This window comes from Streptomyces sp. NPDC107521 (genome assembly GCF_055598485.1).
The window spans coordinates 1-15,215 of sequence record NZ_JBVKAT010000007.1; the positions used below are offsets into that span (position 1 = coordinate 1).

At 72.8% G+C, this 15,215-nt stretch carries 10 protein-coding genes; 7 read left to right on the top strand and 3 right to left on the bottom strand.

The window, feature by feature from the left end; genetic code table 11:
• The coding region (locus ACZ7LB_RS12790; RefSeq protein WP_471467641.1) for an alpha-glucosidase C-terminal domain-containing protein at window positions 1-256 on the top strand (256 nt) is incomplete at its 5' end.
• A gap of 155 nt (window positions 257-411) precedes the next feature.
• Here the strand turns inward: ACZ7LB_RS12790 and ACZ7LB_RS12795 are convergent.
• Window positions 412-2,694, bottom strand: coding sequence for a HelD family protein (locus ACZ7LB_RS12795; RefSeq protein WP_471468004.1), 2,283 nt, complete (start codon window positions 2,692-2,694; stop codon window positions 412-414).
• Between the two features lie 261 nt (window positions 2,695-2,955).
• Entirely contained in the window at window positions 2,956-4,449 is a 1,494-nt protein-coding gene (locus ACZ7LB_RS12800; protein ID WP_471467643.1) for a cation:dicarboxylate symporter family transporter, read from the bottom strand.
• Window positions 4,450-4,602: 153 nt separating this feature from the next.
• Here ACZ7LB_RS12800 and ACZ7LB_RS12805 point away from each other — a divergent pair, with 153 nt between their 5' ends.
• The 3 genes from ACZ7LB_RS12805 (at window position 4,603) to ACZ7LB_RS12815 (ending at window position 7,853) form a co-directional block, all read left to right on the top strand.
• Window positions 4,603-6,276, top strand: coding sequence for a sensor histidine kinase (locus tag ACZ7LB_RS12805; RefSeq protein WP_471467645.1), 1,674 nt, complete (start codon window positions 4,603-4,605; stop codon window positions 6,274-6,276).
• Complete coding sequence (locus ACZ7LB_RS12810; protein ID WP_471467647.1) at window positions 6,273-6,959, top strand: response regulator; 687 nt, start codon at window positions 6,273-6,275, stop codon at window positions 6,957-6,959. Before ACZ7LB_RS12805 ends, ACZ7LB_RS12810 begins: the two co-directional genes overlap by 4 nt.
• Before the next feature lie 99 nt (window positions 6,960-7,058).
• On the top strand, window positions 7,059-7,853 hold the full coding sequence (locus tag ACZ7LB_RS12815) for a helix-turn-helix domain-containing protein (RefSeq protein WP_471468006.1): 795 nt from the start codon (window positions 7,059-7,061) through the stop codon (window positions 7,851-7,853).
• 1,125 nt (window positions 7,854-8,978) lie between these two features.
• Here ACZ7LB_RS12815 and ACZ7LB_RS12820 read toward each other — a convergent pair.
• Window positions 8,979-10,004: an ATP-dependent 6-phosphofructokinase gene (locus ACZ7LB_RS12820; RefSeq protein WP_471467649.1), complete on the bottom strand. Its 1,026-nt coding sequence runs from the start codon at window positions 10,002-10,004 to the stop codon at window positions 8,979-8,981.
• A 247-nt stretch (window positions 10,005-10,251) separates the two neighbouring features.
• Between ACZ7LB_RS12820 and pta the strand changes: the two genes are divergently transcribed.
• The 3 genes from pta to pyk all read left to right on the top strand — a co-directional run bounded on the left by pta (window position 10,252) and on the right by pyk (window position 15,078).
• Window positions 10,252-12,360 (top strand): phosphate acetyltransferase, encoded by a 2,109-nt coding sequence (gene pta, locus ACZ7LB_RS12825; protein WP_471467651.1) that lies wholly within the window; start codon window positions 10,252-10,254, stop codon window positions 12,358-12,360.
• Window positions 12,357-13,571, top strand: a complete 1,215-nt coding sequence (locus ACZ7LB_RS12830; RefSeq protein ID WP_471467653.1) for an acetate kinase — start codon at window positions 12,357-12,359, stop codon at window positions 13,569-13,571. The genes pta and ACZ7LB_RS12830 overlap by 4 nt, the downstream gene beginning before the upstream one ends.
• Before the next feature lie 73 nt (window positions 13,572-13,644).
• Window positions 13,645-15,078, top strand: a complete 1,434-nt coding sequence (gene pyk, locus ACZ7LB_RS12835; protein WP_471467655.1) for a pyruvate kinase — start codon at window positions 13,645-13,647, stop codon at window positions 15,076-15,078.
• Window positions 15,079-15,215: the final 137 nt, after the last annotated feature.

Genomic DNA, 15,215 nt, shown 5'->3' on the forward strand with positions numbered 1-15,215 from the left:
CTACACCGAACTCCCCTCCACCAACCCCGCCGTCCTCGCCTTCCTCCGCCGGCACGACGACGACCTCGTCCTCTGCGTCCACAACTTCTCCCGCTTCGCCCAGCCCACGGAGGTGGATCTCGGTGACTTCCGGGGCCGCCGCCCGGTCGAACTCCTCGGCGGCGTCCGCTTCCCCGCCGTCGGGCCGCTCCCCTATCCGCTGACCCTCGCGGGCCACGGCTTCTACTGGTTCCGCCTCCGGGAGGAGCCCAGCTAGCGCCTCTCGTCCGGATCACGCCGGGCTCGCGGGGTCCGGCCCGATCCAAACGGAAGACCCCGGCGCCGGGGCGCACCGGTCGGCGCCCCTCCCGCGGGGGAGCCCGCGCCGGGCCGGTCCCGCTCCGGTTCCGGCCCGGCGCATCCGGCCCCGGGTCACTCCTCCCGGGCGAGCCCCTCCCCGGCGAGACCCTCCGGCAGCTCCCCCGTGTGCAGGACGCCGAGGTGCCGGGTGGCCCGGGTGAGGGCGACGTAGAGGTCGCTGGTGCCGTAGCGGGCCGGTTCGACGACCAGCACCGAGTCGAACTCCAGCCCCTTGGCCTGGCGCGGGTCCAGCAGCACGACCCGCCGCGTCAGATCCGGCTCGGCGCCCGCCGTCACCCCGTCCAGCCGGGCGGCCAGCGCCCCGTGCAGCTCGCGCGGCGCGATCACCGCGAGCCGGCCCTCGTCCGGGGTCAGCTCCCGGACCGCCCCGGCCACGGCCGCCGGCAGGTCCCGGGCGGCGCGGACCCACGGCCGTACTCCCGTGGAACGCACCGAGGCGGGCGGGACGAACCCCGGGTCCCCGGCCCGGGCCACGGCCGCCGCCAGCTCCATCACCTCCGCCGGGGTGCGGTAGTTGACGGCCAGCCGGGTGTGCTTCCAGCGGTCGCCGACATAGGGCGCCAGGATCTTCGCCCACGAGCCGACCCCCGCCGCCTCGGCGGTCTGCGCCGGATCGCCCACGAGGGTCATCGAACGCGTCGGGCAGCGCCGCATCAGCAGCCGCCAGGCCATCGGGGACAGCTCCTGCGCCTCGTCCACGATGATGTGCCCGAACGCCCAGGTGCGGTCGGCCGCCGCGCGCTCGGCGGCGCTGCGGTGGTCCTCCTCCTCCTGGCGTTCCGCGAACCGCTCGGCGTCGATGATGTCGTGCGCCAGCAGCACCTCGGCGTCCTCGTCGTCCACGTCCTCGAACTCGTACGTCCGCGACGCGTACGACACGTCCAGGACGCCCTGGGCGTAGGCGATCTGCTCGCGGCGCTCGCGGTCGGCCCGGTCGCGGGCGATCCGGTCGTCCACGCCGAGCAGTTCGGCCGCCTCGTCCAGCAGCGGCACGTCCGCCGCGGTCCAGTGCCGGGTGACCGGGCGGCGCACGGCTGCGGCGTCCTCGGCGGACAGGAACCCCTCCGGCGCCGCCAGCAGGTCCGCGACCAGCCGCTGCGGCGTCAGCCGGGGCCAGAGCCGGTCGACGGCGGCCCGGACCTCCGGGTTCTCCGCGAGGTCGTCACGGATCTGGGTGATGTCGGCGTCGTCGAGCAGGCTCGACCCGTCGTAGGGGTCGGTGCCGATCCGCTCCGCGACCATATCGGTCAGCGTGTTCAGGACATGGCCCTCGAAGTACTCCCGGGCCGCGTTGTGCGGCAGCCTCGCGGCGCGGGCACGGTCGCGGGCGACCCGGACCAGGCCGTCGTCGAGCATCAGCACCTCGCGGTCGTGCTCGATCGCCACGACCGGGTCGGGCAGCGCCTGCCGGGCCCGGACGGCCGCCGCGAGGACGTCCGCCATCGCGGCCCCGCCCTTGACCGCCGCCGCCTCCGGGGTGTCCGTCCCCGTGGCCCGCACCCCGGGGAACAGCTCGCCCACGGTGGCCAGCAGCACCCCTGTCTCCCCGAGGGAGGGCAGCACCTCCCCGATGTAGCCGAGGAAGGCCGGGTTGGGGCCGACGACGAGCACGGCGCGCCGCGCCAGCAGCTCCCGGTGCTCGTAGAGGAGGTAGGCGGCCCGGTGCAGGGCCACCGCCGTCTTGCCGGTGCCGGGGCCGCCCTCGACGACGAGGACGCCGCGGTGCGGGGCCCGGATGATGCGGTCCTGGTCCGCCTGGATGGTCCGCACGATGTCGCCCATGCGGCCGGTGCGCGCCGAGTCCAGCGCGGCCAGCAGCACCGCGTCGCCGCTGGGGTCCTCGTGCCCGGTGCGCGTCCGGTCGCCGAGGTCGAGGATCTCGTCGTGCAGTGCCGTCACCCGGCGGCCCTCGCTGGTGATGTGCCGGCGGCGGCGCAGGCCCATCGGGGTGTGGCCGGTGGCCAGGTAGAACGGCCGGGCGACCTCGGCCCGCCAGTCGATCAGCACCGGGGTGCGGTCGGCGTCGGCGGCGCGCAGGCCGATGCGGCCGATGTGGTGGGCCTCGCCGGAGGCGAGGTCGATCCGGCCGAAGCAGAGCGAGCCGTCCACGGCGTTCAGCGCGGCCAGCAGCCCGGAGCGCTCCGTGACCAGGATGTCCCGTTCCAGCCGGGCCTGCATGGGGGTGTTGCCCTGGGCCAGCGCGTCGGTGACGGAGGTCTCGGCGTCATCGCGCAGGGCGTCCACGCGGGCGTACAGTCCGTCGACGAATTCCTGCTCGTGCCGCAATTCCTCGTCCGGCTCCTCGGTGTTTGACAATTCCACTCCCGCTCGCATAAGCTGCACTCGAAGGACTTCTCCATGACTTCTTTCCTGTGAAGTCATGAGCCATCGAATATACGCCGCGAAATCCCCCGGGCGCCATTGCCCAGGGGATTTTTTGTGTCCCGAACCGGTCGGCGGGGATCCGCGCGGGCGCGCTCCGGTGCCCGCAAGGGAAGAGGGCCCGCCCGTGCCGGGGGAGACACGGGCGGGCCCGGACCGGGCGGCCGCGTAACGGGGGGGGTCCGGGCCGCCCGGGGCTTCATGGCACCGGGATCACGTCGGGAACCGCTCCCTCCCGGCGCCGCTCCCGGTGTCCGTCCTCCCGTTCCTCCCGTCGTCCGGACCGCCGCCCTGCCGGGGCGGTCCGCTGCCGTCCGCGACGCCGACCGCACCCGGCGCGCCCGCGTCGGCGCCGTCCCCGTCGGCGCCGCTCCCGGGGGCGTCGTCGAGGAGGGTCGTCTCGTCGAACGGGATCCGGCCCGCGAGCACCTCGTCCACCCGGTCCCGGTCGATCTCCCGGGTCCACGTGCCGACCAGCACCGTCGCCACGGCGTTGCCCGCGAAGTTGGTCAGCGCACGGGCCTCGCTCATGAACCGGTCGATGCCCACGATCAGGCCGACGCCGTCCACCAGCGCGGGCCTGTGCGACTGGAGGCCGCCCGCCAGCGTCGCCAGCCCCGCCCCCGTCACCCCGGCCGCCCCCTTCGACGCCACCAGCAGGAACAGCAGCAGCGGGATCTGCTCGCCCAGCGCCAACGGGATCCCCGTCGCCTCCGCGATGAACAGCGACGCCATGGTCATGTAGATCATGGTGCCGTCCAGGTTGAAGGAGTAGCCCGTCGGAACGGTGATGCCGACCACCGGCCTGCTCACCCCCAGGTGCTCCATCTTCGCGATCAGCCGCGGCAGCGCCGACTCCGACGACGAGGTCGACAGGATCAGCAGGAACTCCCGCCCCAGGTACCGGAACAGCGCGATCACACTGACCCCGGCGACCAGGCGCAGCAGCGCCCCCAGCACCACCACCGAGAACAGCGCGCAGGTGAGGTAGAAGACCAGCATCAGCATCGCCAGGCTCCTGAGCGCGTCGGGTCCCGCCGACCCGGTGACGGCGGCCATCGCGCCGAACGCCCCGACCGGCGCCGCCCACATGATCATCGCGAGGACGCGGAAGACCAGCCGCTGCACGTGCTCCACACCGCGCAGCACCGGCCGCCCCGCCGGACCCATCGCCTGCAGGGCGAACCCGCAGAGCAGCGCGACCAGCAGCGTCTGGAGCACCTCCCCCTCGGTGAAGGCGGAGACCATCGTGGCCGGCACCACACCGAGCAGGAACCCCGTCGCGTCCTCCGCCCCGCCGTCGATCTGGGCCTGCCCCGTCGCCCTCACCGCGTCCGTGACGGCCAGCTCCGGACCGGGCCCCAGGAGGTTGCCGACCAGCAGCCCGACGGAGAGCGCGACCAGCGACATCACCAGGAAGTACGCCAGCGCGATCCCGCCGACCGCACCCACTCTGGCGGCCCTGCGGACCGAACCGACGCCCAGCACGATCGTGCAGAAGATGACCGGCGGGATCATCATCCTGATCAGATTGACGAAGCCCGTGCCGACCGGCTTCAGCTCCACCGCGAACCCCGGCGCCAGCAGCCCCACCGCGACACCCGCGGCCACCGCGGCGATCACCGCCGGATACAGGTAGCGGGTGCGGTCCCGGCGGGCGCGGTCCGGGCGGGACCGCGGGGGTGCCGTACCGGCAGCGCTGGTCACGTCGGCCCCCTCCTCGATGACGTCGTCGGCATCACCCCGTCCGCGTCCGCGCCGGGCGGGGAACGGGGATGCGCCGACTGTCCCGGACCCGCGCGACGCGGTCACCCTTGCGTTCATTTAGTTCACGGACTCCGACCGGTCACACTGACGGTCATGCCGCTGACCGTCCCCCGCCCCCGCAGCCTCGCGGGGCAGCTCTTCGCCGTGCAGGCCGTGCTGCTCGCCGTCGTCGTCGCCGGATACGCGCTCTTCGCCCACCTCCACGACCAGGGGCAGGCCGAGGCCGCGGCCGGACGGCAGGCCAGGGCCGTGGCCTCGGCCGTGGCCGACTCCCCCTCCGTCCTGGAGGCGATCCGCACGGACGATCCGACGGCACGGCTCCAGCCGTACGCGCTGCGGGTCACCCGGGACACCGGGGTCGACTTCGTGACGGTCATGGACCCGGACGGCATCCGCTGGACCCATCCCGACCCCGGGCAGATCGGCCGCCCCTTCCGCGGCCACACCGCCCGCGCGCGCGGGGGCGAGGCGTTCACCGAGACCTACACCGGAACCCTCGGGCCGTCGGTGCGCGCCGTGGTGCCCGTCGAGGACGACGGCCGGGTCGTCGGGCTGGTCAGCGCCGGCATCCGGGTGGAGGAGATCAGCAGGCTCGCGCGCGCCGAGCTCACCACCCTGCTCCAGGTCGCGGGCGTGGCCCTGCTGCTCGGCGCCGTCGGCACCCATGTGGTCAACTCCCGGCTGCGGCGGCACACCCACGGCATGAACGCCGACCAGCTCAGCCGGATGCACGACTACCATCAGGCGGCGCTGCACGCCGTACGGGAGGGGCTGCTCATGCTGGACGGGCGGTACCGCGTCGCCCTGGTCAACGACGGCGGCCGGGAACTCCTCGGGCTCCACGCCGACGCGGTGGGCACCCCCGTCGCGGAACTCGGGCTGCCCGCGCCGCTCACCGACGCGCTGCTCTCCCCGGAGCCCCGGACCGACGAGGTGCACCTGACCGCGGACCGGGTGCTGGTCGTCAACACCTCACCGGTCTCCGGCGGCGAGCGCCGCGGCACGGTGGTGACCTTACGGGACGTGACCGAACTCCAGTCGCTCATGGGCGAACTGGACTCCGAGCGCGGATTCGTCCAGGCACTGCGCTCCCAGGCGCACGAGGCCGCCAACCGGCTGCACACCGTCGTCTCGCTGATCGAACTGGGCCGTCCCCGGGAGGCGGTGGAGTTCGCCACCGCCGAACTGGAACTCGCCCAGGCCCTCACCGACCAGGTCGTGGCGGCGGTCGGCGAACCCGTCCTGGCGGCCCTGCTGCTGGGCAAGACGGCACAGGCCAACGAGCACGGCGTCGAACTCGTCGTCTCCCCCCGCGGCCGACTCGACGACGGACTGCTGCCCCGCACCCTCCCGGCCCGGGACCTGGTCACCGTCCTCGGCAACCTGATCGACAACGCCGTGGACGCGGCGCGGGGCGCGCCCGACCCCCGGGTGACGGTGGCCGCCTACACGGACACCACCCCGGACGGCCCGGCCGAACTCGTCCTCCGGGTGTCCGACACCGGCCCCGGCGTCGACCCCGCCCGCACGGAACTGCTGTTCCGACGGGGCTTCTCCACGAAACCGCCCGCTCCCGGCGGCCGGGGCCGGGGGCTGGGCCTGGCCCTGGTCCGCCAGGCGGTACGGCGCCACGGCGGCTCCCTGACGGTGACGTCGTCCGACGACGGCGCCCACTTCGAGGCCCGCCTCCCCCTCTCCTCCCCCGAAGTCCCCCACGGTCCCGATGCCCCCCGTGGCCTCGACGCACCGGACGGGAGCGCCGTATGACCGGCGAACGGCCCATCCGGGTCCTGGTCGTCGAGGACGATCCCGTCGCCGCCGACGCCCATGTCCTGTACGTCTCCCGGATACCCGGGTTCACGGCGGTGGGCACCGCCCGCACGGGGGCGGAGGCCCGCCGGGTGCTGGAACGCGAACCGGTGGACCTGCTGCTCCTCGACCTGCACCTGCCCGACGTCCACGGGCTGCGGCTCGCGCGGTCCCTGCGCGCCGCCGGGCACCGCGCGGACGTCATAGCGGTCACCTCGGCCCGCGACCTGGCCGTCGTCAGGGAGGGCGTGTCGCTGGGCGTGGTCCAGTACGTCCTGAAGCCGTTCACCTTCGCCACCCTGCGCGACCGGCTGGTGCGCTACGCGGAGTTCCGGGCCGCCGCCGGGGAGGCCGGCTGCCAGGAGGAGGTCGACCGGGCCCTGGCCGCGCTGCGCGTCCCCGCCCCGGCGGCCCTGCCCAAGGGGCTCAGCGCCCCCACCCTGGAACGGGTGACCACCGCCCTGCGCGCTGCCCCCGACGGCCTGACCGCCAACGGTCTCGGGGAGAGGGCCGGGATCTCCCGCATCACCGCCCGCCGCTATCTGGAGCACCTCGTCACCACCGGCCGGGCCGCCCGCCACCCCCAGTACGGTCACGTCGGACGCCCGGAACTCGTCTACCGCTGGACGCCCGCCCGGTGACCCCCGGGTGAACGGGGGTTCACGGACCGGACCATAGCTTCCTACGATCCGTCTCCCCAGTTGAACAGCCTGTGGTCAACCGCGTCCGGTACGCCTACGGTGAGGGCCGTGCGCCGACCCACAGCTCCGTCCGGCCGGTCCGGACTTCCGTTCAACGCCCTGGCCGCCCGGCGGCTTCGTGCCGGACTCGGCATGGGGCCCGAGCACGTCGCCCACGGCATGCGGGTGTCGTACGGGCTGCCCCACGTGACCCCCGAGCACGTGATCGCCTGGGAACGGGGCACCGCCTCCCCCGAGAACCCGGAACTGACCGCGCTCGCGGGCGTGCTGTGGTGCTCACCCGAGGAACTGACCGGCCGTCCCCGCACCCTGCGGGAGCACCGGCTCGCCCACGGCCTGGAACCGGAGGACGTGGCACGCGCCGTCGGACTCGGCCTCTCCGCCTACCTCCGGATGGAGGAGGCCGGCGAGTGGCGCGGCACGGACCGCCAGTCGGCCGCCCTCGCCGAGGTGCTCGGCCTGGAGACGTCCTGCCTGGTGACCGTCATGGGCCGCGAGGAACGCCTCGCCGAACTGCTGCACGGCGCCGTCACCACCCGCTGGCAGGGCGGCGTCCGCCCGATCGCCAAGCTGGTGCCGGTGGACCGGCGGGTCCTGGAGAACGTCCTCCAGGTCCTGCACCGCGACTACCGGTCCCACCTGGCATCCGCCCCCGCCACCCACTCCGGCCGCGGCTCCGGCCCCGGCCCCGGGCACGACGGTTACGCCCACGGCGGCACCGACCCTCACGCGGACGGGAGCGGCGCCACGGGCACCGGCGAAGACACCGCGGCACGCGATTTCCTCGACCGGATCGTGGAGCACTTCTGGGCAGCGGTCGACCACCACCCCTGACCACCGGATCCCCAGCGCGCACACCGAAGCACCCCCACACCCCCGTGCGCCCGCACCCGCACCCGCACCCGGCAACCCGCACCCAGCCAAGCCCCTCCGCCCCCCGGTACCCGCGCACACCGAGGCACCGAGGCACCGAGGCACCGAGGCACCGAGGCACCGAGGCACCGAGGCACCGAGGCACCGAGGCACCGAACAGCGTTAGCACATCGGGGCGTTGCTCACGTATGGAGGCGTTGCCCACGGATTGGGGTGTTGCTCACGGATGCGAAGGGTGCTCGCGTCGGCGGACAGTGCCCGCAAACGCGCACGCTGCTCACCAGCGAGAGCACCGCTCGCGCCATCTGACGGCGCGCGGTACACGCGGACAGGCACGGTGCTCACCAGCGAGAGCACCGCTCTGCGACGCGAACAGTGATCGAGGACGTGAGCGGCGCTCCGCAGAGTGAGCGGTGCTCTGCGAAGTGAGCGATGCTCTGTGATGCGAACAGCGCTCACCGATGCGGGCCGTGCTCCCTCCCCATGGCCGGGGATGTCGGTGCGCGCGGTGCTCACATTTGCGAACAGTGCTCACGAAAGTGACGGGCGCTCACATCGGTGCGGTCCGGAGAGCCCGCGAACCGGCATCGTGGTCCTCCCGGTCCAGGTCGGAGTCCCCGAACCAGGCGAGGGAACGGGCCGCGCCCCGTGGCCCTCGGCGTGAAGGCCGGGGGGCGGAACGGTGCGTGGGGGGTGTGGTGGTTTTAAATGCGTGAACACTGGCCCTGGTGATGTTCTGGATTCGCTCGTTTGAGCGCGACGTGCACACTAGGCCGCCGACTGTTCACGGATTTTTGGGTACCCAGGGTCCCGCCCCCGGAGAACGGAACCGCCGCGCCGACGGCGTGCGCGCCTGCGCGTCGCCGACGGCGCGGCGGACACCGCGCGACGTGGAACCGACGGGTCCCGTCGGATCCGATGGGTCCAGGGCCTCTCGTTTGGATCATGTCGGGCTCGCGGGGTCCGGCACCGCACCTCGCCGCGTTGTCGTCGGTCGCCGGGGCTCCGCCCCGACTCCCTCCTCCGCCTCGCGACGCACGGCGTCGGACCCCGCTCCCTGATCCGGCCCGATCCAAACGAAAGACCCTAGAAGACCGACTCCGCCTCGTCCATGCGGTCCTTCGGGACCGTCTTCAGCTCAGTGACGGCCTCCGCGAGCGGGACCATGACCACGTCGGTGCCGCGCAGGGCGGTCATCTGCCCGAACTCGCCCCGGTGCGCGGCCTCCACGGCGTGCCAGCCGAAGCGCGTGGCGAGCACCCTGTCGTACGCGGTCGGCGTACCGCCGCGCTGGACGTGGCCGAGGATGACCGGCTTGGCCTCCTTGCCGAGCCGCTTCTCCAGTTCGTGCGCCAGGGCCGTGCCGATGCCCTGGAAGCGCTCGTGGCCGAACTTGTCGATCTCGCCCTTGCCGTAGTCCATGGTGCCGGCGGCGGGGTGGGCGCCCTCGGCGACGCAGACCACGGCGAACCGCTTGCCACGGGCGAAGCGCGCCTCGACCATCTTGACCAGGTCGGCGGGGTCGAAGGCGCGCTCGGGCAGGCAGATGCCGTGCGCGCCGGCGGCCATGCCGGACTCCAGGGCGATCCATCCGGCGTGCCGGCCCATGACCTCGACGACCATGACGCGCTGGTGGGACTCGGCGGTGGTCTTGAGGCGGTCCATCGCCTCCGTCGCCACGCCGACGGCCGTGTCGAAGCCGAAGGTGCGGTCGGTGGAGGAGATGTCGTTGTCGATGGTCTTGGGCACGCCGACGACCGGGAGGCCCGCGTCGGACAGCATCCGGGCCGCCGTCAGGGTGCCCTCGCCGCCGATCGGGATGAGGGCGTCGATGCCGAAGCTCTGGATCATGTCGCCCGCGTTGTCGCAGGCCTCTCGCAGCCGGTCGCGCTCCAGGCGCGACGAGCCGAGGATGGTGCCGCCGCGGGCCAGGATGCCGCTGACGGCGTTGAGGTCGAGGCTGCGGTAGTGGCCGTCGAGCAGACCGGCGTAGCCGTCCTCGAAGCCGATGACCTCGTCGCCGTAGTTGTCCACCGCTCGGTGCACGACCGACCGGATCACTGCGTTCAGGCCAGGGCAGTCGCCGCCTGCGGTCAGAACTCCGATACGCATCGTGCTGTGTCTCCTGCTCGCTGTCGACGCCGGTGAACCGGTGCCGATTGTTCCACGTTCCGGGTAACAGTGGCGACGCTACATTGACGGGCGTCGTACCTACACCCGAGGGTATTGTCAAGAGGGTTCCCCTGACCCGTAGGGGCGATTTTTGGCGATTCTGGCGCCGACGGTCGCCCCTGACTCCCGCACGGGCCGGACCGGCCCGGGAACACACCGGACGCACCACAGGAAACGGAGAGCACGCGTGACGCGCAGCGTGTACGTGACCGGCATCGACCGCGGTGACGGCCGCCAGGTCGTCGAGCTGGGGGTCATGGAGCTCCTGACCCGCCAGGTGGACCGGGTGGGCGTCTTCCGTCCCCTGGTCCACGACGGACCGGACCGGCTGTTCGAGCTGCTGCGCGCCCGCTACCGGCTCGCCCAGGACCCGGCCACGCTGTACGGCCTGGACTACCACGAGGCGTCCGCTCTGCAGGCCGAACAGGGCACGGACGAGCTGGTGTCGGCGCTGGTCGACCGTTTCCACCTGGTCGCCCGCGACTACGACGTCGTCCTGGTCCTGGGCACGGACTACGCGGACACCCAGCTCCCCGACGAGCTGTCGCTGAACGCCCGGCTCGCCAACGAGTTCGGCGCGTCGGTGATCCCGGTGGTGGGGGGCCGCAGGCAGTCCGCGGAATCGGTGCTGGCGGAGACCCGCAACGCGTTCCGCGCCTTCGACGGGCTGGGCTGCGACGTGCTCGCCATGGTGACCAACCGGGTGGCGCGCGAGGACCGCGACCTGATCGAGGAACGGCTCGCGGGCAGGCTGCCGGTGCCGTGCTGGGTGCTGCCCGACGAGCCCGCGCTGGCGGCGCCGACCGTGTCGCAGATCGTGCACGCCCTCGGTGCCCGGGTGGTGCTGGGCGACGACTCCGGGCTCTCGCGGGACGCGCTGGACTTCGTGTTCGGCGGCGCCATGCTGCCGAACCTGCTGGCCGCGCTGACCCCCGGCTGTCTGGTGGTGATGCCCGGTGACCGCGCGGACCTGGTGGTCGGGGCGCTGGCCGCGCACAGCGCGGGCACGCCGCCGATAGCGGGCGTGCTGCTCACCCTGGACGAGGTCCCCGGTGACCGGATCCTCACCCTGGCCGACCGTCTCGCCCCGGGGACCCCGGTGCTCTCGGTGCCCGCCAACAGCTTCCCGACGGCCGAGCGGCTGTTCTCGCTGGAGGGCAAGCTGAACGCCGCCACCCCGCGCAAGGCGGAGACCGCGCTCGGGGTCTTCGAGCGCTACGTCGACACCGCCGACCTGCGGCGCCGGGTCTCCGCGCCCAGCGGTGACCGGGTCACGCCGATGATGTTCGAGCACCAGTTGCTGGAGCAGGCGCGGTCCGACCTGCGCCGGGTCGTCCTGCCGGAGGGAACGGAGGAGCGGGTGCTGCGGGCCGCGGAGGTGCTGCTGCGCCGGGGGGTGTGCGAGCTGACGCTGCTCGGCCCGATGGAGCAGATTCGCAAGAAGGCGGCCGACCTCGGGATCGACCTGGGCGAGGCGCGACTGATCGATCCGGCCGTCTCGGAGCTGCGCGACTCCTTCGCCGAGCGGTACGCGGCACTGCGGGCGCACCGGGGGGTGACCGTGGAGCTGGCCTACGACGTGGTGTCGGACGTGAACTACTTCGGCACGCTGATGGTGGAGGAGGGCCTGGCCGACGGCATGGTGTCGGGCTCGGCGCACTCCACGGCGGCGACCATCCGGCCGGCCTTCGAGATCATCAAGACGAAGCCGGATGCGGAGATCGTCTCGTCGGTGTTCTTCATGTGCCTGGCCGACAAGGTCCTGGTGTACGGGGACTGCGCGGTCAACCCGGACCCGGACGCGGAGCAGCTCGCGGACATCGCGGCCCAGTCGGCGGCCACGGCGGCGCGGTTCGGGGTGGAGCCGCGGATCGCGATGCTGTCGTACTCGACCGGGACCTCCGGCTCGGGCGCGGACGTGGACAAGGTGCGCGCCGCCACCGAGCTGGTGCGGGCCCGGCGTCCGGATCTGCGGATCGAGGGGCCGATCCAGTACGACGCCGCGGTCGAGCCGTCGGTCGCCGCGACCAAGCTGCCCGGTTCGGAGGTGGCGGGCCAGGCCAGTGTGCTGATCTTCCCGGACCTGAACACCGGGAACAACACGTACAAGGCGGTGCAGCGTTCGGCCGGGGCGGTCGCGGTGGGACCGGTGCTGCAGGGGCTCCGCAAACCCGTCAACGACCTGTCGCGGGGGGCGCTGGTGCAGGACATCGTGAACACCGTGGCCATCACCGCGATCCAGGCGCAGCGGCCGTCCGCCGTGGCGTCCCCGAGCGGGAAGGAGACGGGCCGGTGAGCGCCTCCCGTGTTCTCGTCCTCAACTCCGGCTCGTCGTCGGTGAAGTACCAGTTGCTCGACATGCGGGACCGGACCCGGCTCGCGGTGGGTCTGGTGGAGCGGATCGGGGAGGGGACGTCCCGGCTGGTGCACTCCCCGGCCGGCGGTGCGGACCGCGAGTGGAACGGACCCGTCGCGGACCACGACGCCGCGCTGAAGGCCATGGCGGCGGAGCTGGACCGGGACGGTCTGGGCATCGACTCGCCGGAACTGGCGGCCATCGGGCACCGGGTGGTGCACGGAGGCATCCGGTTCAGCGAGCCGACGGTGGTCGACGACGAGGTGATGGCGGAGATCGAACGCCTGATCCCGGTGGCCCCGCTGCACAACCCGGCCAATCTGACCGGCATCCGCACGGCACGGGCGCTGCGGCCGGACCTGCCGCAGGTGGCGGTATTCGACACCGCGTTCCACACCACGATGCCGGAGTCGGCCGCGCGGTACGCCATCGACAGGGAGACCGCCGACGCGTACCGCATCCGCCGCTACGGCTTCCACGGCACGTCCCACGCGTACGTCTCGCGCGAGACGGCGCGGCTGCTGGGCCGGGAGCCGGAGGAGGTGAACGTGATCGTGCTGCACCTGGGCAACGGGGCGTCCGCGTCGGCGGTGCGGGGCGGGCGGTGCGTGGACACGTCGATGGGGCTGACGCCGCTGGAGGGGCTGGTGATGGGGACCAGGTCGGGAGACGTGGACCCGGCCGTCATCTTCCATTTGACGCGCGTTGCCGGAATGTCCGCCGACGAGATCGACACTCTCCTCAACAAGAGGAGCGGTCTGATCGGTCTGTGCGGTGACAACGACATGCGGGAGATCCGGCGCCGGATCGACGCGGGCGACGAGCGGGCCCGGCTCGCCTTCGACATCTACGTCCACCGGCTGAAGAAGTACATCGGCGCGTACTGCGCGGTGCTGGGGCGGGTGGACGCGATCGCGTTCACGGCGGGTGTCGGGGAGAACGCGGCGCCGGTGCGGGAGGCCGCGGTGGCGGGGCTGGAGGGGCTGGGGCCGGAGGTCGACCCGGTGCTGAACGCCGCGCGGGCCGACGGGCCGCGGCTGGTCTCGCCGCCCGGTGCGCGGGTGGCGGTGGCCGTGGTGCCGACCGACGAGGAAATGGAGATCGCGACGCAGACCTATGCGCTGGTGAACGACTCGTCGAATCTCACCTGAGCGGCATCCCGCCCTTTTGTATCTTCCGACGGCCGGAATATTCCGCCGCGAAACAAACCGTTAGGATCGCCCCATGCGCCGTTCGAAAATCGTCTGTACTCTCGGCCCCGCGGTCGATTCCCACGAGCAGCTCGTCGCGCTGATCGAGGCCGGGATGAACGTGGCCCGCTTCAACTTCAGCCACGGCACCCACGCCGAGCACCAGGGCCGGTACGACCGGGTCCGGGCCGCCGCCGCGGAGACCGGCAGGGCCATCGGCGTACTGGCCGACCTCCAGGGCCCCAAGATCCGTCTGGAGACCTTCGCCGAGGGCCCGGTGGAGCTGGTCCGCGGTGACGACTTCACCATCACCACCGAGGACGTGCCCGGCGACCGCACCATCTGCGGGACGACGTACAAGGGTCTGCCCGGTGACGTCACCAAGGGCGACCAGGTCCTCATCAACGACGGCAACGTCGAGCTGAAGGTCGTCGAGATCGAGGGTCCGCGGGTGCGGACGATCGTCATCGAGGGCGGTGTCATCTCCGACCACAAGGGCATCAACCTGCCCGGCGCGGCGGTGAACGTCCCCGCGCTGTCCGAGAAGGACATCGAGGACCTCCGTTTCGCGCTGCGCATGGGCTGCGACCTGGTCGCGCTCTCCTTCGTCCGGGACGCCAAGGACGTGGGCGACGTCCACCGGGTGATGGACGAGGAGGGCCGCCGGGTCCCCGTCATCGCCAAGGTGGAGAAGCCGCAGGCGGTGGAGAACATGGAGGACGTCGTCATGGCGTTCGACGGTGTGATGGTCGCCCGCGGCGACCTGGCCGTCGAGTACCCGCTAGAGAAGGTCCCGATGGTGCAGAAGCGCCTCATCGAGATGTGCCGGCGCAACGCCAAGCCGGTGATCGTGGCGACCCAGATGATGGAGTCGATGATCACCAACTCGCGGCCGACCCGCGCCGAGGCGTCGGACGTGGCCAACGCGATCCTGGACGGCGCCGACGCAGTGATGCTGTCCGCCGAGTCCAGCGTGGGCGCGTACCCGATCGAGACGGTGCGCACCATGTCGAAGATCGTGACCGCGGCCGAGCAGGAGCTGCTCTCCAAGGGCCTCCAGCCGCTGGTGCCGGGCAAGAAGCCGCGGACGCAGGGCGGTTCGGTGGCGCGGGCCGCCGCCGAGATCGCGGACTTCCTGGGCGGCAAGGGCCTGGTGGCCTTCACCCAGTCCGGCGACACCGCGCGCCGGCTGTCCCGGTACCGCGCGGTGCAGCCGATCCTGGCCTTCACCAGTGACGAGGGCACCCGCAACCAACTGGCGCTGAGCTGGGGCGTGGAGCCGCACGTCGTGCCGCTGGTGAACACCACGGACGAGATGGTCGAGCTGGTCGACCAGCGGCTGGTGGAGCTGAAGCGCTTCAACGCCGGCGACACGGTGATCATCACCGCCGGTTCGCCCCCCGGGGTGCCCGGCACGACCAACATGGTCCGGGTGCTCCACCTGGGCGAGGCGCGGCGCGACGCCTGACGCCCCGGCGCGCGCGGCCCGGATGCCGACCGTCCCGGCACGACGACGAGGGTGCCCCCCGATCGGGGGGCACCCTCGTCGTCGTGCCGGGGAGGGGGGGGGGGGGAGCAGGTGAGGGGGTGGGTGCGCAAAGGGGG

What these genes read in the sequence shown, in the direction of transcription:
- ACZ7LB_RS12795 (WP_471468004.1), bottom strand. Translation starts at nt 2,694, where the DNA reads ATGCGAGCGGGAGTGGAATTGTCAAACACCGAGGAGCCGGACGAGGAA.
- ACZ7LB_RS12805 (WP_471467645.1), top strand. Translation starts at nt 4,603, where the DNA reads ATGCCGCTGACCGTCCCCCGCCCCCGCAGCCTCGCGGGGCAGCTCTTC.
- ACZ7LB_RS12810 (WP_471467647.1), top strand. Translation starts at nt 6,273, where the DNA reads ATGACCGGCGAACGGCCCATCCGGGTCCTGGTCGTCGAGGACGATCCC.
- ACZ7LB_RS12820 (WP_471467649.1), bottom strand. Translation starts at nt 10,004, where the DNA reads ATGCGTATCGGAGTTCTGACCGCAGGCGGCGACTGCCCTGGCCTGAAC.
- pyk (WP_471467655.1), top strand. Translation starts at nt 13,645, where the DNA reads ATGCGCCGTTCGAAAATCGTCTGTACTCTCGGCCCCGCGGTCGATTCC.